The sequence below is a fragment of the Methylobacterium sp. PvP105 genome, assembly GCF_017876975.1.
GTDB lineage: Bacteria > Pseudomonadota > Alphaproteobacteria > Rhizobiales > Beijerinckiaceae > Methylobacterium > Methylobacterium radiotolerans.
Genome location: NZ_JAGIPA010000001.1, coordinates 6,237,491 through 6,258,537 on the forward strand (window position 1 = coordinate 6,237,491; position 21,047 = coordinate 6,258,537).

The following is a 21,047-nucleotide window of genomic DNA, read 5'->3' on the forward strand; positions in this document are numbered from 1 at the left end:
TGCGGACGATAGGGATCGCCCCGCCTGTCACCGGCGGGGCCTCACAAAGGGTTTGGGATTAGGTATACCAGAAGGCTTGCCTTCCTCTCGCCCGGCTGCCATCCATCGCGTGTGCGCTCGGGGCGTGGCGTGGACGCGCTGTTCCCAGCAGCCAGACAACACACAGCAAGTCTTCAATGCTGGGGAGGAAAGACGTGGCCAGAAACATCCTGATCCTGGGGGCCTCCTACGGCTCGCTCCTGGGGACCAAGCTCCTGATGGCCGGTCACAACGTGACCCTGGTGTGCCGGCGGAAGACCGCGGACCTGATCAACCGCGAGGGGACCGAGGTCCGCATCAAGCTGCGCGACGAGAAGGAGCACCGGGCGATCCACTCGCGCGATCTGCCCGGCAAGGTCGACGCGATGCCGCCGGAAGAGGTCGACGTGTCGCGCTACGACCTCGTCGGCCTCGCCATGCAGGAGCCGCAGTACAACAACCACACGATCCGCGTCCTGATGATCAAGATCGCGGCGGCGAGGCTGCCGTGCCTGTCGATCATGAACATGCCGCCGCTGCCCTACCTCAAGCGGATCCCGGCGCTCGCCGCCATGGACCTCGAGGATGCCTACACCAATGCCGGCGTGTGGGACCGGTTCGAGCCGGGGCTGGTGTCGCTCTGCTCCCCCGATCCGCAGGCCTTCCGGCCGCCGGAGGAGGAGGCGAACGTCCTCCACGTCGGCCTGCCGACGAATTTCAAGGCCGCGACCTTCGCGGACGAGGCCCACAACCGGCTGCTCCGGGAGCTGGAGGCCGACATCGACGCCGTGCGCCTCGACGGGCACGACGTGCCGGTGAAGCTCAAGGTGTTCGACTCGCTGTTCGTGCCGCTCGCCAAGTGGTCGATGCTGCTCACCGGCAATTACCGCTGCATCACCCCGGGCGAGCCGCAATCGATCCACGACGCCGTCCACGGCGACCTGGCGCGCTCGCGGGCGATCTACGACCACGTCGACGGCATCGCCCGGAAGCTCGGCGCCGACCCGGCCGACCAAGTGCCGTTCGAGAAGTACGCTAAGGCCGCCGAGAGCCTGCTGAAGCCGTCCTCGGCGGCGCGGGCGGTGGCGAACGGCGCGCCCTACATCGAGCGGGTCGACCTGCTGGTGAAGCTGATCTCGCACCAGCTCGGCGAGCCGAACGCCGAGATCGACCGCACCGTCGAGACCGTCGATCGCAAGCTCGACGAGCGCATCATCGAGGGCTGATCGGCCCCGTCACTGTCACGCGGTGCGGAGCGCCGCGCGGCGTTTGCTGTGCTCTCGTCTTCACGAGCGGGGCGAAGTGATCCCAGGGCGGCGCGCCGTCGGTCGGCGTGGCGCCTCCGGGTCGCTTCGCTCTCGCTCGCAGAGACGGTCGGCGCGCCTTCACCTTACTCCGCCAGATCCAGGAAATGCCGCCCCTGGCGGTCGTCGATCTCGATGATCCAGAGATCGGAATCGAACCGGATCTCCTTGGTCAGGCGCTCCTCCACGTCGAGCGGGCTGCCGCCGGTGACGATCGCGGTGAAACGGCGGTCGCCGCTCTCCTCGGCCTCGAACAGGGCCTGCGGCGCCGGTCCGTAGAGATCGGCGCTGCCGTCGAGGCGGTCGACCTTCACGAAGATCGCGCCCGCCTCCGCGGACCCGCGCCGGCGCAGCACGGCCGGGATGCCCGCGACGTCCAGGCGCCGCAGATGGGCCGAGACCCAGAAATCGGAGCGCAGGCGCATGCGTCTGTAGCCCTGTGAACCTCGGCTCGCCGCGGGAGGCGGTCCGACGCGGCGGTCGTCCCTCGAACCCCGCGGGCTCGGAGCGGTGCGGCCTCCGCCATGCGCGAAAGCGCCGGCGCGGGCAAGCGCGGGCCAGCGCGGACGCGCCGCGTCGGCCATCTGGCATGAACGCTTCAGCGCGCAAAATATTCCGTCAGAAAAACCAGTATTCTTCGGGATTAAAAAAGGATTGATCCGTGTGCGTCAGCGCACATCTACAGTATTTTTTGCTGATTAACTGAGCAAAGGGCGCCCGAATTCGCAGTTCACGATGATTCAAGGAGCACTCCGATGCGGAGAATGACCTCGCGCGCGACGCTGATCGTCGCCTGCCTGTGCGGTGTTGTGCCGTCGGCCCACGCCCGTCCGGAGACGCTCATGGATTTACTGGGCAACCGCGACTCCACGTCCTGCCCGCGCTACCAGCGGACCCCGAGCGATGCCTGCAACATCGTCGTGCATCGGCCCGGCGGTAATCCCACGCAGGACATGACCGGATCGATCGGCCACGCGAAGTCCTGGCAGGCCAATGGCGGCCCGCGCTGCAAGACGATCTGCCGGTTCACCGGCACGCAGTACTGAGGGGCGGCGCACCGACTTGTCGCGACGATCGGCACCCGCGCCGCCCCTCCGGCGCGGGTTGCCGCCGGGTCTCGCTAGCCGTGGCCCGCCCGCGCCACCAGTTCGCGCAGGGTCCGGCCGGTCGCCTCTCCGGTCACCGGCAGCTTGGCGCCGCGCTCGAACTTCTCGATCGCCGCGCGGGTGCCGGGGCCCATCGCGCCGTCGGGCTTCACCGCGTAGCCGAGCTTCGACAGCGCCTTCTGGGCGCGCAGCACCGGATCGCCGTCCTTCTCGGGCTTGGCCGCCTTCGCGTCCTTCGTGTCCTTCGTGTCCTTCGTGTCCTTCGTGTCCTTCGTGTCCTTCGGGGTCGGCTTGGCGGCCGGCCGGACCGGCGACGCCTTCGGGGTGACCGAGGCGGTGGTCTCCTCGGACCGGATCAGCTCGCCGATCGCGTCCCGGGCCGCCGGCTTGGCTTGGAGCGGTGCGGCGGCACGGTCGGCCTCGACGACGCGCACCGGCTCCCGGGCCGGTTCCCGGGCGGGTTCCCGGGTGGCCTCCTTGGCGGCCGGCGCCGCCTCGCGGGGGGCGGGCGCTTTCTGGGCGAGCTTCGGCAGGATCGGCGCCGGGTGGCGCCCGGTCTGGTAGCCGAGGGCGTTGACGCAGACGAAGCCCGCCGCGCCGAGGGCGACGAGGCTGCCGAGAACGGTGCCCGGACTGGTGCGGCAGGTGGCGCCCGTCGCCTTCAGCGCGCCGACGAGCACGGCGCGCCAGTCGCCCTGGACCGCGGGGCGGCGCGGCGCGGACCGGCGGGCGCGGCCGGGTTCGCCCGGTACGGTGATCTCGCGGTAGCCTGACATCATGTCTCCTTCCGGGGATCTTCGGGTCAGCCGGTGCGGCGCAGGACCGGCTCGGCCGGGGCCGCGGCGAGGCCCGGCTCCGCGTCGAACAGGCCGAGCGGCAGGCGCACCACGCGGCGCGGCGCCGGGGCGCCCCGCACGGCCGTGCGGATCGGGGCCGGGCCGTGCGCGGTCGCGGGGGCCTGGCAGACGAGGGGCAGGGTGACGGTCACCACGGTCCCGGCCTGCGGGGCGCTCTCGATCAGCAGGGAGCCGCCGTGGAGGCCGACGAGGCCCTGGACCACCGACAGGCCGAGGCCGGTGCCCTCGTGCTGCCGCTTGTAGCCGCCGCTCCCGGCCTGGAAGAACGGGGTGCCGAGCTTGGGCAGGTCGTCCGCGCCGATGCCGACGCCGGTATCGGCCACGACGATGTCCAGGCTGCCCGCGCCGCGCCGCAGGGAGAGGTCGATGCGGCCGCCCGACGGGGTGAACTTCACGGCGTTCGAGATGAGGTTGATCAGGACCTGCCGGCAGGCGGCGGGATCGGCCGTGATCTCCACCGGTCCCGACGGGGCGGCGGTGAGGGCGACGCCGGCGGCGTCGGCCTTCAGCCGCATCAGGTCGCAGCAGCCCCGGAGCAGGTCCGCGACGTCGAAGGTCTCGGGCGCGCAGTCGAAGTTGCCGCTCTGGATCCGGCTCATGTCGAGCAGCGTGTTGACGACGCCGAGCAGGTGGTGGCCGGAGGCGCCGATGATGCCGGCATATTCCCGCGCCTGGACCGGCCCGAGGCTGACGGCGCCTTCGCCCGCCAGGACCTCGGAGAAGCCGATGATCGCGTTGAGCGGCGTGCGCAGCTCGTGGGTGACGTTGGCCAGGAACCGGCCCTTGATCGCGTCGGCCCGCTCGGCCTCGGCGCGGGCGCGCTCCAGTTCCGCGGCGTGCCGGTGATGCTCGGTCATGTCGCGGGTGACCGCCACGACCGCCATGGCGGCGTCGTGCGGGCCGTGCTCGATCCGGTGGGCGCGCATCTCGGCGTAGATCAGGCTCGCGCCGTCGGCGCGGCCGGTCTCGGGCTCGACGTGCAGGCGCAGGGGCAGCGTCGCGGGGCGCCCGGTCGCGGCGACGTCGCTCACCGCCTTGAGGAAGGCCGGACGGTCGGCGACGTGGACGCGCTCCAGCAGGCCGTGGCCGCGCAGCCGGGCCGGGTCGCTGCCGAGGAGCCGCACGGCCGAGACCGAGGCCTCCAGGACGCGGCCGTTGCGGTCGTGCCAGGTCACGAGGTCGTCGATCGCCGAGAGCAGCAGCCGGTCGCGGGCCTCGTTGTCGCGCAGCCGCTCGCGCCAGACGCCCTCGTTGCGCATGTGCTCCAGGGCCTGGGCGGCGACGTGGCCGATCGCCGTGATCGCGAAGGCCGGCAGGGCGATCGCGGCCGAGATGTCCATGACCGGCAGGGAGCCGGCCCAGGCCCCGAGGGCCACCACGGCCAGCACGCCGAGGACCGCCATCGCGGCGGCCGCGATCGTCGCGCGGAGCGAGCCGGAGACCAGCGCCTCCAGGGGGATCGCCACGAGCCAGACCGCGGCGGGCGAGGTGACGCCGCCGGTGACGCCCGCCAGGGCGACGACGAGGCCGGTCAGGCCCGCCGACGAGACCGCGTGGGCGACCCAGAGGGAGCCGGTGCGGGTGAGGAGGACGGCGGCGAGGACCGGCAGCAGCAGGCTCGCGATCGCCAGGACCTCGAAGCCCGATGGCACCCCCCGCCAGAGCAGGTAGGGCGGCAGCCCGGCCATCATCACGGCGCCGGTCGCCAGCCGCGACACCAGGAAGCGCTGGTGTCGCGCACGGGCGGCCGGATTGTCGGCCACGGATTCGTGGACGAGACCCGCGAGCCGGTCGTCGATCAGAGACGTCAGGACAGTCTTGATGGTCAAGGTTGGCACGCGTCGCGCTGGCTGCGTTCCCGCATCCGTCGCGCCTCCGGTTCGACTTCGAACGACTACCGGACGGTCGCAGAGCCGGCTTAAACGAGTGTTGCGGGACTTGTCCGAATGGTCGGGATGCTTTCCGCGAGGTAACCAGCCGATCGCGAACAAGCTTCGTTCACCATCGTGCGGGAAAGCTCGGGTTGGTAGAGGCCCGGTTCACGAAATCCGTCGAATGCTTCGCGCGATCTCGAGCGGAGGAACCGTCTCATGACCGTCCTGCTGCGCGCCGCGCTGGTGATCGGCGTGCTCTCCTACTTCGCCATGCTTCGCACCGGCGCGGATCCGGCCGCGGAGGCCCGTAAGCTCGCCGGGGCGGTCCCGAGCGCCCAGGCGGTCGTGCCGGCCGCCCTGGAGGCGGTCCCGCCCGAGACCCGGGACCGGGCGGTGCGCGCCGTGCTGGCCCGCGGCCTGATGGCGGAGCTGAGCCGCCGCGCCGCGGAGGCGCCGCCCTCGAACGACACCCTGCAGGAGACCGACCGGCAGCCCGCTTGGCGGGGCGCCGAGCCGCAGAGCGATCCGAAGAGTGGTCCGAAGGGCGATCTCCGGACCGAGCCGCGCTGACGGCCGGCCGGTCAGGCCGGCTCCCCGCCGCTCGCCGTCCGGGCCCGCGCCGGCACGGGCGGCCGCTGCGCGGCGACGCGCTCGGCGCCCTGGCGCAGCTTGGCCTCCGGGCCGTGCGCCGGCTGGTGGGCCTCGCTCCGCCCGCGCTCGGCCAGCGGCCGGTCGAGGATCGCGGCGATCAGGTCCCGGGAGGCGGGGCGGCTCACGGTGCGGAACAGCCGGACGAGGTCGGCCACGCGCTCGGCCGAGCGAGCCACCCCCTGGTTGAGGGTCAGGAAGATGTAGACCGCTTCCTCCTCGTGCAGGCCGGCGGCCCGCAGGCCGAGGGTCAGCAGATCGTAGCGGGCGCTCGCGTCGGCGACCACCGTCAGGAAATCGCGGGGCAGGCCGAGTCCGTCGGCCAGCGCCGCCATGAAGGCCGGCACGTCGCGGGCCGCGGACAGGCCGGTCAGGGTCTCGCCGAGGCCGCGGGGCGGCGGCGGGCAGGGGCGCAGGGCGGCGGTCGCCTCCACGGCCCGGCCGATCACCGTGCGGCGCATCGGGTCGGCGTGCAGGTACAGGGGCACGAGGTCGGCGGCCGACACGTCGGGCCGGACCAGCAGCAGCCGGGCGAGGTCGGGGGCGCCGCGGCCGCGATCCACGAGCCGCGACAGGGCCGCGCCCCGCAGGGTGTGGCCGAGATTGGCCGCCAGCGCGCGGTCGATCTCGGGGCGGCCCTCGCGGGACAGCTCGTCCACCGCCTCCCGGCTCAGCCCGGCCCGGGCGGCGATGCGGGCGGCGATGTCCGACCCCTCGGCCAGGGCCGCCTCGATCAGGCGGTGGCTCAGGGTCGGGGCCAGCTCCACCACCGCGTCGCGGGCGCCGCCGCCGCGCAGGGCGAGCGCCTCCAGCACCGCGGGTGGCGTCTCGGGGCAGGGGGCCAGCTTGCGGGCCACGACCCGGGCGGTCTCCTCGTCCACCGTCGGGATCAGGCCGCAGGCCAGGGACTCGAAGATCTCGATCTCGGTCCGGTCCCGGGCCGCGGCCCGGACGAACAGGTCCGTCTGAACCCGGAGGATCACCGGCTTGAGATCGAGATTCTCGATGCGCGACAGTTCGAGGAGCCCGGACAGGTCCGGCGGAGCATCGACGGATGGGGGCATGGAGGATCGGTTACGCAAGACTGCAGTAAGGTCACGCTAACCGCATCGACGTGAATCGACCTTTAAGCCGCCTCCGCCGCGACCGTGCCGTCCTGCGCCAGGATGGCACCGGCCCGGTTCCGCCCCGGCCCCGCCGTCAGCGCGTCAGCCAGAGCACGAGGCCGAGCCCCACGGCGGCCGCGACGATGAGGCCGGCGTAGAGCGGCAGGACCCAGGGCTGCCGCTGGTGCGGGTAGCCCTGGGCCACCCGCTCCGAGGGCGCCCGCTCGTTCTGCCGGGCGATCCGGACCTCCCGGGGCGTCGGCGGCGTCCCGCCGGCCTCCTCGCAGGTCCCGAGCGGGGCCGCGCCGATATCCATGTGCGGGGTCTTGTCGGCGGTGCGGCCGCTGTCGATGTCGCCCTTGAGCTGCGCGGCGGTCGGCGCCTCGGAATCCGGCGGCGGATCGACGGGCAGGTTCGCGGGGGGCGGCGGGGTCTCGGATCGCAGCGTCATCGGGGGGCTCCACTCTCCGAGATCAACGCCCAGTGAGCCGTGTCGGCTTCGGCCAGGATGTCGCGGATCTCACCCGTCCCCGGCGCCCCGCTTCAGCAGCGGCCGCGCGAGCATCGTCCCTTCTGCGGCGAAGCCGGCGGCGGCGCAGAAGGCGCGCAGGGCCTCCTGGTCCGGCCCCGCGGCCAGGAGCAGCCGGTCGCAGCCCGCCTGCCGCGCCGCCCGGCCGGCCGCCTTCAGCAGGACCCGTCCGATGCCGCGGCGGCGGGACTCGGCGGCGACCGCGAGGCCGGTGATCAGGCCGAAGGGCCGCGGCGCGTCGAGGGTCCGCACGGGGGCGACGGCGATGACGCCGCTCGGCGGTCCCCATTCCACGGCGACGAGGGCGCTGCCGCCGCCCCGCTGCAGGGCTTCGAGCCGGGCCGCGAGGTCGGCGGCACCGACCGAGACCCCCGCCTCGCCCAGCAGGGCCGCGAGGCCCGCGGCATCGGCCCCCGCGGCGGCGCGGATCTCCAGCCCGTAGCGATTGCCCAAATCCCGCTCCCGATCGGCCTGTCCGGCCGTTCAACGCATCGCGACGCCTCTCTGCGCCTCGCGGTGCCTCTCAGCATGGCGCGGCGTGTCTCCGCCCGGGTGTGTCGATCATCGGGCATTCCGTCGCCGATGCCGGAGGCCCGTCGGGCGCGTCCGCTCCGACAGCGCCGACCTCCCGGATCTCCCCTCCGGCCAGCCCGATCAAGCCGGCGCGATCGCCCTGGGCGGAACGCGGAGGGCCGTCCGCGCTTTGCCCTCCGGTCGTCGGGTCGGGGAGCGCGCAGCATGGCGGGGCGGGTGACGGATCGATTCCCCGAGGCGGAGGCCGATCAGGCGCGGCCGGAGCCCGCGCCGGTGCCCGAGCGGCCGGTGCCGCGGCCCGGGAGGACCGAGGCGGAGGCCGAGCCGGACGAGCGGCACAGGGCCGAGACGGAGATCGCCGCGGGCGACGTGGCCGACGACCTCGCCGACTTCGCGTAACGGACCGACGCGCGGGGCGCGCGCCGGCCGGTATCCACGAGCCCCGGGCGGGTGCCGGGCTCGGGCCTGCGTCGGGCGGTCTCAGGCCGTCTCTTTGGCCTTGCGGGAGCGGCTGGCGCGCTTCGGCTTCTCGGTCGCCTCCGCGACGGGCTCGGGAGCCGGCGCCGGAGCGGCGGACTTGCGGCGCTGCTGGCCGAGGCCGAGGCTGCGGGCGAGTTCCGAGCGCTGGGCCGAGTAGCTCGCGGCCGTCGACGGATAGTCGCGCGGCAGCCCGAAGCGCTCGCGATACTGCTCGATCGTCAGGCCGTTGCGCGACAGGTGCCGCTTCAGTGTCTTGTACGGCTTGCCGTCGATGAACGAGATCAGGGCGTCCGGTGTCACAGACTTGCGGATCTGGGCCGGCGTCGGCTTGTCGGCCGTCTCGGTGACGGCCGCCGCGGGGGCGGACAGCTTCGTCAGCGCGGCGTGAACGCCGGCGAGCAGACCGGGCAATTCGCTGATCGGCACGGAGTTGTTCGAGACGTACGCCGAGACGATGTCGGACGCCTGCTCGATAAAGGTCTGCTGCTGCTCAGTGGCGTTGTCGTCCATCGATGATTCCCTCTATCCGACCGTGGTGAGACGGTTCTAACGTCTGTGCAGCAAAATCAAGTCGTCGTCGAGCATTTCCCTACACAATGCCCCCGCCATGAACACGCATATTATTCAAACCGAGGGTCGAGCTGAAATCGACGGTGGAGCAAACCGACACCCCGGAGCCGAGGTTGGATGAGACCGGGCTACGCGGACGGGCATCGATTATGCCTTCTGCCGCGATCTCGCCGCCGGCTTCCTCTGCGAAGATCCGTCTCCGGTCAGATGAGAGGCGCAGAACTTCACGCGGGGGCCCGCCGGGACGGCCCGTGAGCCGGTCGGGGCGGGACGAACGTTTCGGCCCGACTGTCACGTGATCTGCGGCGGTCCGGTCATGGCCTCGGGGGCGGCACGGCGGTAAGGAGCCGGGCGGGGCAGGAGCCGGGGCGATCGACGTGGACCAGCAATCGGAACCGGGCACCGTCTTCGGCGCCACCATCCCGTTCGTGGATTACTGCGGGATCGAGGCGCTCGACGTCCGCGCGGGCCGGACGCGGCTGCGCCTCCCCCTGCGACCGGAGCACGCCAACAACCTCGGCATCGCCCATGGCGGCGCGCTCTGCACCCTGCTCGACGTCGCCCTCGGGACGGCGGCGCGGCTGCGGGCGGGGCGCCCCGTGGTGACCCTCGACATGCAGACCCGCTTCCTCGCGCCCGGCCGCGGCGTCCTGACGGCCGAGGGACGGGTCACCCGGGCCGGGCGGTCGGTGATCTTCTGCGAGGCCGAGATCCGCGACGAGGCCGGGGAACTGGTGGCGACCGCCACGGGGCTGCTCAAGCCCGTCGGCGAGCGGTCGGCGCCCGCGTAGGGCGGCGGTCCGCGGCCGGGAGGCCGGCGCGGGAGGCCGGCGCGGTCACGCGGGGTCGCGACCGCATTGACGTGCGCCCGGCAGGGTGGAAAAGCCTGTGCCATGACGATGCCGGACGACGCGCGCGCAGCCCTGGCTGCGCCTCCCTCCGAGGCCGACGTGACGGCCATGAAGTCCGAGGCCGCGGCGTGGTTCGAGACGCTGCGCGACCGGATCGTCGCCGCCTTGGAGACCCTCGAGGCGGAGGCGGCGGGTCCGTTCCACCCCGACGCGCCCGAGGCCCCGGGGACGTTCGAGAAGACGCCGTGGAACCGGACCGACCATACCGGGCGGCCGGGCGGCGGCGGCGTCATGGCGATGCTGCGGGGCCGCGTCTTCGAGAAGGCCGGCGTGCACATCTCGACGGTGCACGGCGAGTTCGCGCCGGAATTCCGCGCCCAGATGCCCGGCGCCGCCGAGGATCCGCGCTTCTTCGCCACCGGCATCTCGCTGATCGCCCATCCGTGGAACCCGCACGTGCCGACGGTGCACATGAACACCCGGTTCGTCGCCACGACGCGGGCGTGGTTCGGGGGCGGGGCCGATCTGACGCCGGTGCTCGACCGGCGCCGCACGCAGGACGATCCCGACAGCCGCCACTTCCACGCCTGCCTGGAGCGGGCCTGCGCGGCGCACGGCATCGATCACGCCCGCTACAAGGCGTGGTGCGACGAGTACTTTCACCTCAAGCACCGGAACGAGCCGCGCGGCATCGGCGGGATCTTCTACGATTACCTCTGGAGCGGGACGCCGCAGGCCGACCTCGCGTACACCCGCGACGTGGGCCAGGCCTTCCTGGAGGCCTACCCGAAAATCGTGCGCGACAATCTCGGCACGCCCTGGACCGAGGCGGACCGCCACGAGCAGCAGGTGCGGCGGGGCCGCTACGTGGAGTTCAACCTGCTCTACGACCGGGGCACGATCTTCGGCCTGAAGACGGGCGGCAACGTCGCCTCCATCCTCTCCTCGATGCCGCCGACTGTGCGCTGGCCGTGAGTGCGGGTCTGCCGGCCGCCTACGCGCCGCAGCAGGACGCGGCGCTGAAGGCGATCGCCGCGTGGCGGCGGGACGGGAGATCGCAGGTGTTCCGGCTGTTCGGCTATGCCGGCACCGGCAAGACGACGCTCGCCCGCCGCATCGCCGAGGACGTCGACGGCACGGTGGTCTACGGGGCCTTCACCGGCAAGGCGGCCTCGGTGATGCGCCAGAAGGGCTGCTACGACGCCGCCACGATCCACTCGCTGATCTACCGCACCAAGGAGGCGGAGGAGGGCGGGCCCACCTTCACGCTGAACCGGTCGGGCCCGGCCGCCAAGGCGGACCTGATCATCATCGACGAGTGCTCGATGGTCGATTCCGACCTCGGCAACGATCTCCTGTCCTTCGAGCGGCCGGTCCTCGTTCTGGGCGACCCGGCGCAGCTGCCGCCGGTGCGCGGCGGCGGCTTCTTCACCGAGGCGGAGCCCGACGTGATGCTCACCGAGGTCCACCGGCAGGCCAAGGACGACCCGATCGTCCGCATGGCGATGACGGTGCGCGAGGGCGGCCGGCTGGAGCTCGGCAGCTACGGGCAGAGCCGGATCGTGTCACGCCGCGCCCTGGATCCGGCCGAGGTGCTCGAGTGCGACCAGGTTCTGGTCGGTCTGAACAAGACCCGCCGCCTCTACAATGCCCGGCTCCGGGAACTCGCGGGCCACACGGACCCGATGCCGGCGATCGGCGAGAAGCTGGTCTGCCTGCGCAACGACCGGGTGAAGGGCTTGCTCAACGGCTCGACCTGGACCGTGCAGGCCCTGCGCGCGCCGCCGCGTCCGGACCTGATCCGCCTCGACGTGGTGCCGGAGGACGACCCGGCGCTCCGCCGGAAGCCCACCGACATCAAGGTGCTGCGCGCGATGATCTCCGGCACGGACGAGGAGATCCCGCTGTTCCTGCGACGCGAGACGGACGAGTTCACCTACGGCTACGCGCTGACGGTGCACAAGGCACAGGGGTCGCAGTGGGATCGGGTGACGCTGTTCGACGAATCCTACGCGTTCCGCGAGCACCGGGCGCGCTGGCTCTACACCGGCCTGACCCGCGCCGCGCAGGCGATCACCGTGGTGGTCTGAGCTGGCGCCGGCGCGCGACGTCTCGCTTGTGAAGCCGGACCGCGCGTGCTACGCACCGCCCGTCTCATCGAGGCACCTTGCGGAGAGGTGGCAGAGCGGTTGAATGCACCGCACTCGAAATGCGGCATGCCTGCAAGGGCATCGGGGGTTCGAATCCCCCCCTCTCCGCCAGTTCCTCGTGATTTATCATTTAAAGTCATAGACTTAGCTCCAAAGCTTAGTTCCTTACCCCCTGCCGTACCCACGCCATGAACGCGACTGTGAGCGGACAACGGCGAACTGGTAGGGACAAAATCGCCCACACCGGCTCCGCGCGCGGCGGTCATATTTTGGCAAGGCGTCCAGGGTAGCCCTCAATTTGCCGGCGAGTTCTCGACCGTCTCGTCGACCATCCACGTCCGTCCGCAGATATGCCCCTCAGCTGTCGCGGCGGGCGTGGGTGCTAGATTTGCTCGGCTTCCCCGGCATCGCCGGTGAGACCGAAAATTTGGCTGCAAGTGTTTGATCCCGAGAGGAAATCGGGTTCCCCGAGATCATTCGCATGGGGTGAGTCCTTCGAGGCTCCACTCAGGCCCTAAGTCATTGATTGAGTTGGATTTAGAGGTGAGTCCCTTCATGGCCGACTCACACCCCCTCAAGGTCGCGATCGCCGCCCCGCAGCCACACGACCTGAGAGGCATGCCCCTCGGGTGCGCCAAGGCTCGGCTCCGCGTCGCCTCCGTCTTCGACGTCCGGATCCCCGTCGAACTCGTCCAGGGCAGCCACGAGGTGGTCAACCGCGTCGAGGGCCAAGGCCAGGGCGCCCTCGATGCGGGCGCGGGTGTCGGGGATCGGCGGACGCGAGCGACGCCGAAAGGTGAGGATGTTGCCCATGGTCAGCGTCCTGCCTGTTCGACTGCGAAGGTGGCGAGTTCTGCGATGAAGGTCGCGGTTTCGGTCGTGTCGCCGTTCTCGATCACACCAGCGGCGATGGCCGCCAGTCGAATTCGGCGGTCCCAAGGACGATCGGGCCGACGGCGCTGCAGTTCGTCCGCGGCGCGCCTTTCTACGTCCGTCAGGGCCTCGCCGAGCCATTGCAGCAGGCGACCCGCCACGTTGTGCGATCCCTCGGTCGACCTGGCCGTGTCCAACTGGCAGCAGCCCTGCCAAGCCATGGCGTAGGTCACATCGGAGAGGTGGCGCATCTTCTCGTGGATGACCGCGAGTTCTTCCACCGAGGCATCGGCAAAATCCACGGCCGCCTTGAGCCCTCGGGCGAGCAGCCGCACTTCGGTCGCGCCCTGTTCACGCGGCGCCGGCGCGGCAGGTTCGGCGCCGGTCCGGAGTGCCTGAGCCGCCTCGAATGCCTGGTCATGCCGGAAGGTGAGGGCATGCACGGCATCGCTGCGCAGCTCGCGCCGGAGCCGAGCCTCCCACGCAGCGTGCTCTTCGGCCGTCAGGTCGCCCGCCTCGACTACGAGACGGCGACCCATCTCCTGCCGCACATGGGTGTGCATCTGCTGGGCGGTGAACGCGACCCAGTGCGCCATGGGCCGGCGCACGACCTTGCCGGTGGCATCGGCATAGGAGACCGTGCCGTCGCGGTGATCGATGCCGCAGGCGGCTAGCACGTCGCCGGTGAGGGCGGCATGCTGGACCTGCGCAGTGTGATCCGGCGAGGGCTCGACTGGCGAGCGTCGTCTGATGAACCGGCCGGCGGCGTCGCGGGCCTGGGCGGCGCGCTGGCGAAGGTCCTGCGCCTCCGGGGCGGCTTTGGCGGTGTTCGGCTTCCTCATGGCACCCTCCCTCAAGCGACAGGCATGAAGCCGTAGGCGAACACGCCCCCGGCAATGATGATGGCGGCCGTCAGCAGCTCGCCGGCGAGGTCGAGGAAGCGCGGCGCGCGGACGTGGGCGGTGTCGGGGCGGATGGGGGCAATAGCCTCCCATGCCTCGACGGTGCCGGGGGCGGCCTCATCGGCCTCAATGACGGGGCGGGGGCTGGCGTAGAGGGTAGCGGCGGGCCGGCGGCGGGCCGGCTTCAGGGCGAGCGGGGGCATTGCCATAACCGGTGTGCTCCGGGGCTGAAGGCTTCAGGGCATGTCTGGAGGGGCCGGCGCCAGGCGCCGAAACCATCTATTGTTCCGAAATCGGAACGAGGTTATGATTACGCCTGCCTCGGACAGCCGTCAACCGAAATCGTAACAGGGTTATGAAATGCAGGCTGTCCAGTGCAAGATGGCTCGAACCGCGCTCGGCTTGGGCGTTCGGGATCTTGCTGCGGCGGCGGGCGTCTCAGCCGACACCGTGGCCCGCTTCGAGCGAGGCGAAGCCCTCAAGGATCGAACCGTTGCCGCCCTCCAGGCCGCGCTCGAAGCGGCCGGCATCATCTTCATCGACGAGAACGGCGAGGGGCCGGGAGTGCGGCTGCGGAAACAGGCAGGCAGCCCTGAGGTTTCCAGCGGCCAATAGTCCCCGCTGTTTGTGACTACCTGCAGTTGATTGCGTGCTGCGTCCTGCCCTAAGGATGCCTGTCAGCTTCGCTGTTGGCCGCGCCCAGAACGACGCTCGCCGCTACCCTAAAGAGAACAAATCATGGCAGACGCCGCAAATATCGGCCTGGCCTTCTATGAATGGGCGAAGTCTAACGGGTTTTTGGTTAACGACGACTTCGACTCTCCGGGTAGTAGAAAGCCCCTGTCTGCCGTCTTTCCGCCCAAGCCTGAAACCGAAATCCCGGATGGTTCCGACCAGTTGCTTGGCCGGCTGATGGTGACCGCAGTCTTCCACGACGAGCCGTCGAAAACTGTGACTATTTGCACAAAAGGTGCAATCCCGGCGACACGAGCGCGCGGGCTGCCTCCTTTGATTGAGGGCGTTTCCGTGCACTGGATTGGGTCAGCTCAATTGCAGAGCAACCCGCCTCCAGCGCCCCCGCAGCCGCCGACAACCAAAAGGTCATATCGCCACAAAGACCGGATTGCTTGCGGCAGCTCAATCCACCCAGCATCCATTCATGGCGCGGGTAGTCTCGGCTGCTTGGTTCAGGACGGGGCAGGCACTCTGTTCGGCCTGTCCAACAACCACGTGACAGGTGGGTGCAATCACATGGAGGACGGGATGCCAATCCTGTCGCCGGCTCCGTTCGACGCGTCGCCGGACCGAAGCCACCCGGTGCCCGAGACGCTGGGGCGCCATACCCGGTCAATTCCGATCCTGAGTGGGGATCCTCGCATCATCCCGGCACAGCTGCATGATGCCGCCATCTTCGAAGTCGTTAATCCCGATCGGGTCACATCGATGCATGGGGATGGCGCGTACGACACCCCGACCCAGATAATGATGCCGATTGCTGGCGTACGCGTTATGAAGGTGGGCCGCACAACGGGACTGACGCGCGGGCAAGTGATCGGGGTTCTGTCAGCGCCAGTTCCAATTCCGTACAACGCAGACCGGTTCAAAGCTTTAGTGTATATAGGTGGCGCATTGGCAATCATGGGAGATGGAGGTCAGCCGTTTTCACAAGCAGGAGATAGCGGATCTTTGGTTGTCACAGAGGATGGACAGCATGCCGTCGGCTTGATTGCGGCCGGTACTTCGAATTTGTCCTTCTGTATGCCGCTTGAGCAAACTCTTAAGACACTTGGGGTAAACTTAGTTTCAGGCCATGGAGTGTGAGCTATGCCAGACTTCAATAATCCTGGTGCGAAATTGCTCCAACATCTCGGGCTGCAGCCATGGCAAGCTATGGCTGTGCAGGATCGCGCGGACAATCCAAAACTAATCAGGGTCTTCGTGCTGGATCCTAACTTGGACCTAGGGCCCTTGATGGCGATCCATCATTGGCAGAACGCCGATGTGATCTTCGAGCGCTCTTCGCCTATCGCTCTGCACGCCTGAGCGCTTGCCGGGATGCGCTACGCCCTCGCCTTCGCCGTGATGCTAGCCGCCGTGCCGGCCGTCGCCGGGCCGTGGGCGCAACATCCCGATCTCAGTCGCCCGCAGGTCCCGATGGCCGACAACCCCGACGAGGGGCCTTCCGGCGACCGGTTCGCGAAAGGCTACTTTGAGCGCCTGGACCGGCTCGGCTTTGCCTGCGATGCGACCGACACCGCAGGCCGCCACGTCACGATTGATTGCCGGAACGGGCGCGGCAACACCATCGCCTATCGCGGCCAGTTCGTCGGCGCGGGCTACCTACAGATCCAATCGGCGACCGTGGACGGGCGCCCGCTGTCCAAGACAGCCCTGGTCAACCATCAGACGAGCGTCTGGAACGGGGAGCTTCGGTCCGCACCCCGCTAGACCGTCGCGGACTGAGCGTTCTCCAAAGCCAGATTGTGCATCCGGCCGAACGTGCTCTCCATCATCCGCCCAGCTTCACGGACATTCCGGGCTTCGTGGATGGTCGTGTTGGTGTTGAACGTCTGATGCACCGCCTTGCTGGTGTTCCCGCCATTGTTGGTGATGGAGTACGCCGCAGACGGCGCCGGTTGCATGTAGTCCTTCACGTCGAAGTTCGGCATCTGCATCATGCGCGGCAGACCCGGCACGTTGATGACCGGCGCCACACTGGACGAGCCGCCCTGCACTTCGATCTTGGGCGACGTGACATGGATGGATGATTGCGCAGCGCGCTCGACGGCTCCCGGGGAGGGCTGCCGCTCCAACGGCATCGTGGATGCCTTAGGGTCCACCTTCTGCATCAGCTCAACCGCGATGCGATTGTTGGCGCCAACGAGCGAAGCCCATTCCTGTCGAAGCCCGACTGAGCTAGCTCCACGCTGCCGCGCGAGGTTCGCACCAATGCGATCCTGCATCTTCTCGTCGAACAAGTCGGTTCCCTTGAGCCCGAGCTTGCGCATCTGATCGCGTAGGGTGTCGCCGACGATCTGATACCGGCCCATGGCGGACGAGTTGGGGTTGCCGGGCTGCCGTCGCATGTAGTTGCCCAGCGCCAGGATTTCGTTGAGCGTCTTCGTCGTGAGGGTCTGTTCCTGTCCGCCCGGCAGATAGCGGCCATAACCGAGGGACGTGTTGTAGCCGCCGCCCGGCGCCTTCGCTGTACCCTCAGACCGGGCGATATGGTCCAACACGTCCTTGTAGGCTCCAGGATTGGCCGCCACGCCGCCAGACTGGTCACCTCGCAGGGCGCGAGCCGCGCGGGCGCGAAGACCGCCACGGCTATCCGCAGGCGCGTTCGGGTCGGGTTTGCCGCCCAGGATTGTCGGAGCATAGCGCTCGTACCAAGTGCGCTTGTCTTCAACGGGCCCTGGCTTCGCGCCGGGCGTGACAACGACACCAGGCGTCCCGGCCTCGTTGCCGAAGGTGCGATGGACCCAATCCCGATAGCCCGTCACCAAGCTACCCATGCCCGGCACGGCCTCGCGGTTGAGAAGGCCGGTCATCTTGAGCAGCCGCTCAATAGCCAAGACGCTACGCTCGACCGCCCCGGCGAACCGCTCCGTTCGCGTCACGATGTCGTCCCACCGCTTCACGAACTCATCGCCATCGCTACCCGTGATGCTCTCGATCATGGCGCCGATCTTCTCGGCCACCCACACAAGGGCTTTCGAGATGTCGTTCATCACGCGTTCGACCTTCTCAGGGTTCGCCGCGATCCAGTCCTGAAAGCGGTCCACGATAGCCTTGAGAGCTGGCGCTAGGCTGACCATCAGCTTATCGCCGAGGGCTGAGGCCGTGGCCTGCAACCGGGTGAGCGAGCGCTGGAACGCCATAGACGCATCGGTCGACTGTTTGGTGTCGACGCCAAGTGAGGTCGTGAGCTTGTTGTACTCGGCACGGTAGCGGTCGATCTGGTCGATGTACTTCGTCAGAAGGGCGTAGTTTTCCTCCGAGATGCCGGCCAAGGCGGCTTCCCTAGAACCGGCGTCATAACCGTGCCCCTGCAGGATCCGCACGGTATCAAGCAACTGGTCCGTCTTATCCTTGGTCATGTCGACGCCGAGGCCGGCGACGAAGCCCTTGACGCCACTGTTCTCCCGCAGAGCCTTCGTGAAGCTCTCGACGGCAGAGATAGCCTGCTCGGACGAACCGCCGACTTGCTTGAATGCGTAGCCCAGCGAGTTGAGGGCCTGGACGGACGCCCCGGTCCGCTGCGACACGAACCCGAGATGGTCGAAGGACTGCGCGACGCGGTTCGCTGCGTAGCTAATGGCGGTCGCCATGGCCGTCGCCGCGAGGGCGAGCTTGCTCATGCTGGACATGAAGTCCTTGTGGCGCTGCTCCCGCTTCTGCGCGGCCTCCTTCTCGGCCTTGTCGATAGCCTGCGCGTTGGCCAGCGCCTCCTTGGCCTCCTTGAGGTTCGTGTCGCGCGTGAGCTTCGCGATCTCCTCTTCGGTTTTGGCGCCGGCCCACCGGGCGTCCTCGATGCGCTTCTCGGCGGCCTTCACGGCGGCCTCGTAGTCCGCGATCGACTTCTTGGCCGTGTTGAGCGAGCCGGTGTCGACCTGAAAGCCGAGCGCGACGGAGAAGGATTTCAGCCAGTCGTCCATGTGCGTTCCTCCTCAGTGCAGCTTGCCGATGACGGCGCGGATCTCAGCCGGCACCATCTCGCCGCCGCCCTCCAGCCACCGCTTGACCGTGAAGCCGAGCGCGTAGCCGACCATGTGCTCCAGCGCGGCGCCGTCGATGTCGGGGAAGGCCGGTTCCGGGTCGCCCTTCGGCCAGACCGGCACCCACGCGCCGCTGTGCTCGCGCCTGAGGCTTCCGCAGCTCGCGCGCTCGATCATGTCCGTGTCGTCGTCCGACAGCCTGCCCCAGGCCCGGAACACGGTCTGGATGACCTTCTGCACGTCCATGTTGGAGCGCAGCGCGATGCGCGGGCCAGGAGCCAGGACGAGCGGCACGGCCTCAGCGATCATGGGTGCGAACCGGCGCAGGATGCGGGTCTCCGTCTGAGCGGGCATCCGGTCGAACCGATAGCGGTTGCCGGCGATCTCGAACTCGGCTTCCACGTCAATTCCTCCGGGTCTCGACGGCGCGAACCACGATGTCTCGCAGCCGCTCCAGATTTTCAGGCTCTAGCCCGCCCGATAGAGCAAAGGCCGTCAGCACAGACATGGCGACTTGCGAGCAAATCTCGTCGTCCGCCTCGATTGCGTACAAGCCTAAGCCCGCACGCGCGCCGAGCATGGCGCCGTCAAAGACTTTCTCGTCTAGGTTATCCTGATCCGTCATGGCGGCGTCTCTCTCAATTGCTTGGTAGCGCTATTCCGCGCGAAGCATATTGCGGAGGGACCGAGCCTTCCGCCGTCGTCACCGCCACGAAGTTTGTATAGAACGGGTTGCCGCGCGTATCGCCTTCGTGGCTGACGTAGAAAACCTTATAGGTTCCATCCGCCGAAAGTGCGCCGTACTGTGCGAGCAACCGATTGTTCGGCTCTCCCGCGATGCTCGGATCGATCTCGGCCCGCTGGATCGACTTGTTATCAATCTTGACTGTTGCGGTTGGGACGATCTGGCCATTCAAGAGGCTGCGGCCCTCGATGCCGCCGATGGTCTGAATAGCTTGACCAATCAGGCCGGTCTGCCCGCTGAGGACAATGGCTCCTCCGGGCTTGGCCTTGTTGTTGGCGACAACCTGAAACGTGCCGTTCTGGATAGACCACGATGTCGAGGTAGCTCGGCACGTCTGTCGCAACCAGTCTTTCGCGTTGCCGAACAGAGCGGCCCCGCGCGGGAATTTGGTCTTGGTCAGGGCGTCCTTGTCGATATAGCCGATCTGCACGCCCATCGCCTTCAGGGCGTCGGCGCAGACCATCAGGCGATCATAGTATGTGTGACCGGCAGAGAGCGTCTTGTTCACGACCGCATAGTTTCGCGGCGCGCTGCTGTCGGTCGCAAGGATCGCCAAGTAGCTGTCGGGGTCCATCACGTCGTCACGCATGTTCGCGCGGACCTGCCGGATCTGGCCCTTGAACAGGACGTGCGCGGGGCCGTCGCCGTAGCCGGCCGACAGGGTGATTTGCCTGCCGGTCATCAGCGTAGCGGCGACGCTGCTCTGGGACACGTTGAAGATGTCCACCCGCAGGACGTTCGGCGTGCTGACATCCCCCTGTTGCGTGCTGAAGCGGATCCGCAAGCCAGGGCCGTCCGTGCGGCCGTCCGCAACGCTGTCGGGCTTGGTGCCATCGTAAGTCCAAGTGCGGCCGCCTTCGACAGCGACTTGGAGCTTGCGGAGGTAGAGTTCGGACATAGCCAGATCCCAGATGGCGCCCCCGGCACGTCGTGCGCGCCGGAGGCTTTGTCGGGTGCGGGAACATCGGCTGTTTGTCCCGTCTGCCGCCGGTTACTTGGAGAGCGCCACTCAGCGGCTGGGCGCCGTGCGGGTGAAGCTCGAAAGCCCCGCACTTGCTGCGCGTCCGGCACCCGCCCTGTCAGCTATGCCGGTCACTGCGCAGCATCAGGCTGCCGAGCGCGGTGGCGGCTCGGCGAACACGTCCTCCGGCATGGGGAGCCGGGCATCGGGATCGGAGGCGAGGCGGTCGCGCGCGGCCTGCCAGGGGCACGGCAGAGCCGTCGTGCTGCTCGGCGAGTAGCCAGCGCCGGGGTCCCACAGCCCGAAGGTGGCGTTGGCGGCGCGCCGGAGCATCGTCACCCGGTGCTGAAGGTCCAGCAGCTCATCAATGACGGCCGCCCGCGTCTCGTCAGCGTTCAGAACCGCCTTAATCGCGTCTTCGACGTCCATCTGAGAAATCGTGCACGGCATCTCTAGAAGCTGAAGGTCTGTCTGAAGCTCGGCCCCGGCCTTTTTGGAGGCCGTGATCTGATCGTTGACGGCTGCCAGTTCGGCGCGAGCCTCGTCCAGCCGATTGCTGCTGGTGAAACTCTCGCCGCGGAGCAGCGCGTCTCTGCGAGCGGACTCGTTGCGGTTGCCGCCGAGGTCGCGGATCTCCTGCTCAAGGTCGCCCTGACGTGTGTAGAGGGGATATCGAGCCTCGTCGGTGGCCTTGATCTCGGCGCGCTTGGCCGCGACGAGGGCTAGCCGGCGATCACGTTCGGTGATGGCGTCTGCAAGCCGCTGCCGCTCGGGCGTGCGTGCGGGCGGGATCAGGGTCAGGGCTGCCTTCGGCATGGTGC

The 21,047-nt window shown here is 69.0% G+C and carries 26 protein-coding genes and 1 tRNA gene; 12 read left to right on the forward strand and 15 right to left on the reverse strand.

What is annotated here, in order from left to right; translation table 11 throughout:
• Positions 1-194 precede the first annotated feature (194 nt).
• Positions 195-1,244: a ketopantoate reductase family protein gene (locus J3A75_RS30275; protein ID WP_012321578.1), complete on the forward strand. Its 1,050-nt coding sequence runs from the start codon at positions 195-197 to the stop codon at positions 1,242-1,244.
• Between the two features lie 164 nt (positions 1,245-1,408).
• Here the strand turns inward: J3A75_RS30275 and J3A75_RS30280 are convergent, their stop codons facing one another.
• On the reverse strand, positions 1,409-1,747 hold the full coding sequence (locus tag J3A75_RS30280) for a DUF1491 family protein (protein ID WP_012321579.1): 339 nt from the start codon (positions 1,745-1,747) through the stop codon (positions 1,409-1,411).
• Between the two features lie 330 nt (positions 1,748-2,077).
• On the opposite strand from J3A75_RS30280, the gene J3A75_RS30285 reads away from it, so the two are divergent.
• Positions 2,078-2,368, forward strand: a complete 291-nt coding sequence (locus J3A75_RS30285; protein WP_012321580.1) for a hypothetical protein — start codon at positions 2,078-2,080, stop codon at positions 2,366-2,368.
• A 74-nt stretch (positions 2,369-2,442) separates the two neighbouring features.
• Here J3A75_RS30285 and J3A75_RS30290 read toward each other — a convergent pair whose 3' ends face one another.
• Positions 2,443-3,204 carry a peptidoglycan-binding domain-containing protein gene (locus J3A75_RS30290; RefSeq protein ID WP_209650958.1) on the reverse strand — a complete coding sequence of 254 codons (762 nt, stop codon included), beginning with the start codon at positions 3,202-3,204 and terminating at the stop codon, positions 2,443-2,445.
• Positions 3,205-3,230: 26 nt separating this feature from the next.
• Complete coding sequence (locus J3A75_RS30295; RefSeq protein WP_127992218.1) at positions 3,231-5,123, reverse strand: sensor histidine kinase; 1,893 nt, start codon at positions 5,121-5,123, stop codon at positions 3,231-3,233.
• Between the two features lie 252 nt (positions 5,124-5,375).
• On the opposite strand from J3A75_RS30295, the gene J3A75_RS30300 reads away from it, so the two are divergent.
• Positions 5,376-5,729, forward strand: a complete 354-nt coding sequence (locus J3A75_RS30300) for a hypothetical protein (protein WP_012321583.1) — start codon at positions 5,376-5,378, stop codon at positions 5,727-5,729.
• Between the two features lie 11 nt (positions 5,730-5,740).
• Here the strand turns inward: J3A75_RS30300 and J3A75_RS30305 are convergent, their stop codons facing one another.
• The 3 genes from J3A75_RS30305 to J3A75_RS30315 form a co-directional block, all read right to left on the reverse strand.
• A complete protein-coding gene (locus J3A75_RS30305) occupies positions 5,741-6,871 on the reverse strand; it encodes a DUF2336 domain-containing protein (protein ID WP_012321584.1) in 1,131 nt (376 codons plus the stop codon).
• Between the two features lie 136 nt (positions 6,872-7,007).
• Positions 7,008-7,364 carry a hypothetical protein gene (locus J3A75_RS30310; RefSeq protein WP_012321585.1) on the reverse strand — a complete coding sequence of 119 codons (357 nt, stop codon included), beginning with the start codon at positions 7,362-7,364 and terminating at the stop codon, positions 7,008-7,010.
• 69 nt (positions 7,365-7,433) lie between these two features.
• Entirely contained in the window at positions 7,434-7,895 is a 462-nt protein-coding gene (locus J3A75_RS30315; RefSeq protein ID WP_043074674.1) for a GNAT family N-acetyltransferase, read from the reverse strand.
• A gap of 285 nt (positions 7,896-8,180) precedes the next feature.
• Between J3A75_RS30315 and J3A75_RS30320 the strand changes: the two genes are divergently transcribed.
• Positions 8,181-8,375, forward strand: coding sequence for a hypothetical protein (locus J3A75_RS30320; RefSeq protein WP_012321587.1), 195 nt, complete (start codon positions 8,181-8,183; stop codon positions 8,373-8,375).
• Between the two features lie 81 nt (positions 8,376-8,456).
• Here J3A75_RS30320 and J3A75_RS30325 read toward each other — a convergent pair whose 3' ends face one another.
• Entirely contained in the window at positions 8,457-8,966 is a 510-nt protein-coding gene (locus J3A75_RS30325) for a MucR family transcriptional regulator (RefSeq protein ID WP_012321588.1), read from the reverse strand.
• 437 nt (positions 8,967-9,403) lie between these two features.
• Here J3A75_RS30325 and J3A75_RS30330 point away from each other — a divergent pair, with 437 nt between their 5' ends.
• The 4 genes from J3A75_RS30330 (at position 9,404) to J3A75_RS30345 (ending at position 12,138) form a co-directional block, all read left to right on the forward strand.
• Positions 9,404-9,817, forward strand: a complete 414-nt coding sequence (locus J3A75_RS30330) for a PaaI family thioesterase (protein WP_012321589.1) — start codon at positions 9,404-9,406, stop codon at positions 9,815-9,817.
• Positions 9,818-9,919: 102 nt separating this feature from the next.
• Positions 9,920-10,852, forward strand: coding sequence for an oxygen-dependent coproporphyrinogen oxidase (hemF, locus tag J3A75_RS30335; RefSeq protein WP_024828669.1), 933 nt, complete (start codon positions 9,920-9,922; stop codon positions 10,850-10,852).
• The gene (locus tag J3A75_RS30340) at positions 10,849-11,967 is read left to right on the forward strand and encodes an ATP-dependent RecD-like DNA helicase (protein WP_071000197.1); all 1,119 of its coding nucleotides are present in this window, start codon (positions 10,849-10,851) and stop codon (positions 11,965-11,967) included. Before hemF ends, J3A75_RS30340 begins: the two co-directional genes overlap by 4 nt.
• Before the next feature lie 81 nt (positions 11,968-12,048).
• Positions 12,049-12,138 (forward strand) — tRNA-Ser (locus J3A75_RS30345).
• A 453-nt stretch (positions 12,139-12,591) separates the two neighbouring features.
• Here J3A75_RS30345 and J3A75_RS30350 read toward each other — a convergent pair.
• The 3 genes from J3A75_RS30350 to J3A75_RS30360 are packed head-to-tail and all read right to left on the reverse strand — an operon-like array spanning position 12,592 to position 14,011.
• Entirely contained in the window at positions 12,592-12,840 is a 249-nt protein-coding gene (locus J3A75_RS30350; protein WP_209650860.1) for a hypothetical protein, read from the reverse strand.
• Between the two features lie 2 nt (positions 12,841-12,842).
• Positions 12,843-13,742, reverse strand: a complete 900-nt coding sequence (locus J3A75_RS30355) for a hypothetical protein (RefSeq protein WP_209650861.1) — start codon at positions 13,740-13,742, stop codon at positions 12,843-12,845.
• Between the two features lie 11 nt (positions 13,743-13,753).
• Positions 13,754-14,011 (reverse strand): hypothetical protein, encoded by a 258-nt coding sequence (locus J3A75_RS30360; protein WP_209650862.1) that lies wholly within the window; start codon positions 14,009-14,011, stop codon positions 13,754-13,756.
• Positions 14,012-14,162: 151 nt separating this feature from the next.
• On the opposite strand from J3A75_RS30360, the gene J3A75_RS30365 reads away from it, so the two are divergent.
• The 4 genes from J3A75_RS30365 (at position 14,163) to J3A75_RS30380 (ending at position 16,250) form a co-directional block, all read left to right on the forward strand.
• The gene (locus J3A75_RS30365) at positions 14,163-14,417 is read left to right on the forward strand and encodes a multiprotein-bridging factor 1 family protein (RefSeq protein ID WP_209650863.1); all 255 of its coding nucleotides are present in this window, start codon (positions 14,163-14,165) and stop codon (positions 14,415-14,417) included.
• 123 nt (positions 14,418-14,540) lie between these two features.
• Entirely contained in the window at positions 14,541-15,623 is a 1,083-nt protein-coding gene (locus J3A75_RS30370; protein WP_209650864.1) for a hypothetical protein, read from the forward strand.
• 3 nt (positions 15,624-15,626) lie between these two features.
• Entirely contained in the window at positions 15,627-15,845 is a 219-nt protein-coding gene (locus tag J3A75_RS30375; protein WP_209650865.1) for a hypothetical protein, read from the forward strand.
• A 12-nt stretch (positions 15,846-15,857) separates the two neighbouring features.
• Positions 15,858-16,250, forward strand: a complete 393-nt coding sequence (locus tag J3A75_RS30380) for a hypothetical protein (RefSeq protein ID WP_209650866.1) — start codon at positions 15,858-15,860, stop codon at positions 16,248-16,250.
• Here the strand turns inward: J3A75_RS30380 and J3A75_RS30385 are convergent.
• The 5 genes from J3A75_RS30385 to J3A75_RS30405 all read right to left on the reverse strand — a co-directional run bounded on the left by J3A75_RS30385 (position 16,247) and on the right by J3A75_RS30405 (position 21,042).
• Positions 16,247-18,460: a hypothetical protein gene (locus J3A75_RS30385; protein ID WP_209650867.1), complete on the reverse strand. Its 2,214-nt coding sequence runs from the start codon at positions 18,458-18,460 to the stop codon at positions 16,247-16,249. The genes J3A75_RS30380 and J3A75_RS30385 overlap by 4 nt on opposite strands.
• 12 nt (positions 18,461-18,472) lie before the next feature.
• Positions 18,473-18,922, reverse strand: coding sequence for a hypothetical protein (locus J3A75_RS30390; protein WP_209650868.1), 450 nt, complete (start codon positions 18,920-18,922; stop codon positions 18,473-18,475).
• A 1-nt stretch (position 18,923) separates the two neighbouring features.
• Positions 18,924-19,145 (reverse strand): hypothetical protein, encoded by a 222-nt coding sequence (locus tag J3A75_RS30395; RefSeq protein ID WP_209650869.1) that lies wholly within the window; start codon positions 19,143-19,145, stop codon positions 18,924-18,926.
• Positions 19,146-19,158: 13 nt separating this feature from the next.
• Entirely contained in the window at positions 19,159-20,163 is a 1,005-nt protein-coding gene (locus tag J3A75_RS30400) for a hypothetical protein (RefSeq protein WP_209650870.1), read from the reverse strand.
• A 207-nt stretch (positions 20,164-20,370) separates the two neighbouring features.
• A complete protein-coding gene (locus J3A75_RS30405; protein WP_209650871.1) occupies positions 20,371-21,042 on the reverse strand; it encodes a hypothetical protein in 672 nt (223 codons plus the stop codon).
• Between the last annotated feature and the right edge of the window lie 5 nt (positions 21,043-21,047).

Bases quoted from the DNA above. Each gene is read 5' to 3' on its own strand.
- J3A75_RS30385 (WP_209650867.1), bottom strand. From the start codon at position 18,460: ATGGACGACTGGCTGAAATCCTTCTCCGTCGCGCTCGGCTTTCAGGTC.
- J3A75_RS30400 (WP_209650870.1), bottom strand. From the start codon at position 20,163: ATGTCCGAACTCTACCTCCGCAAGCTCCAAGTCGCTGTCGAAGGCGGC.
- J3A75_RS30290 (WP_209650958.1), bottom strand. From the start codon at position 3,204: ATGTCAGGCTACCGCGAGATCACCGTACCGGGCGAACCCGGCCGCGCC.
- J3A75_RS30305 (WP_012321584.1), bottom strand. From the start codon at position 6,871: ATGCCCCCATCCGTCGATGCTCCGCCGGACCTGTCCGGGCTCCTCGAA.
- J3A75_RS30375 (WP_209650865.1), top strand. From the start codon at position 15,627: ATGCCAGACTTCAATAATCCTGGTGCGAAATTGCTCCAACATCTCGGG.
- J3A75_RS30300 (WP_012321583.1), top strand. From the start codon at position 5,376: ATGACCGTCCTGCTGCGCGCCGCGCTGGTGATCGGCGTGCTCTCCTAC.
- hemF (WP_024828669.1), top strand. From the start codon at position 9,920: ATGACGATGCCGGACGACGCGCGCGCAGCCCTGGCTGCGCCTCCCTCC.
- J3A75_RS30310 (WP_012321585.1), bottom strand. From the start codon at position 7,364: ATGACGCTGCGATCCGAGACCCCGCCGCCCCCCGCGAACCTGCCCGTC.
- J3A75_RS30320 (WP_012321587.1), top strand. From the start codon at position 8,181: ATGGCGGGGCGGGTGACGGATCGATTCCCCGAGGCGGAGGCCGATCAG.
- J3A75_RS30325 (WP_012321588.1), bottom strand. From the start codon at position 8,966: ATGGACGACAACGCCACTGAGCAGCAGCAGACCTTTATCGAGCAGGCG.
- J3A75_RS30395 (WP_209650869.1), bottom strand. From the start codon at position 19,145: ATGACGGATCAGGATAACCTAGACGAGAAAGTCTTTGACGGCGCCATG.
- J3A75_RS30365 (WP_209650863.1), top strand. From the start codon at position 14,163: ATGCAGGCTGTCCAGTGCAAGATGGCTCGAACCGCGCTCGGCTTGGGC.
- J3A75_RS30350 (WP_209650860.1), bottom strand. From the start codon at position 12,840: ATGGGCAACATCCTCACCTTTCGGCGTCGCTCGCGTCCGCCGATCCCC.
- J3A75_RS30360 (WP_209650862.1), bottom strand. From the start codon at position 14,011: ATGGCAATGCCCCCGCTCGCCCTGAAGCCGGCCCGCCGCCGGCCCGCC.
- J3A75_RS30370 (WP_209650864.1), top strand. From the start codon at position 14,541: ATGGCAGACGCCGCAAATATCGGCCTGGCCTTCTATGAATGGGCGAAG.
- J3A75_RS30280 (WP_012321579.1), bottom strand. From the start codon at position 1,747: ATGCGCCTGCGCTCCGATTTCTGGGTCTCGGCCCATCTGCGGCGCCTG.
- J3A75_RS30285 (WP_012321580.1), top strand. From the start codon at position 2,078: ATGCGGAGAATGACCTCGCGCGCGACGCTGATCGTCGCCTGCCTGTGC.
- J3A75_RS30380 (WP_209650866.1), top strand. From the start codon at position 15,858: ATGCGCTACGCCCTCGCCTTCGCCGTGATGCTAGCCGCCGTGCCGGCC.
- J3A75_RS30405 (WP_209650871.1), bottom strand. From the start codon at position 21,042: ATGCCGAAGGCAGCCCTGACCCTGATCCCGCCCGCACGCACGCCCGAG.
- J3A75_RS30355 (WP_209650861.1), bottom strand. From the start codon at position 13,742: ATGAGGAAGCCGAACACCGCCAAAGCCGCCCCGGAGGCGCAGGACCTT.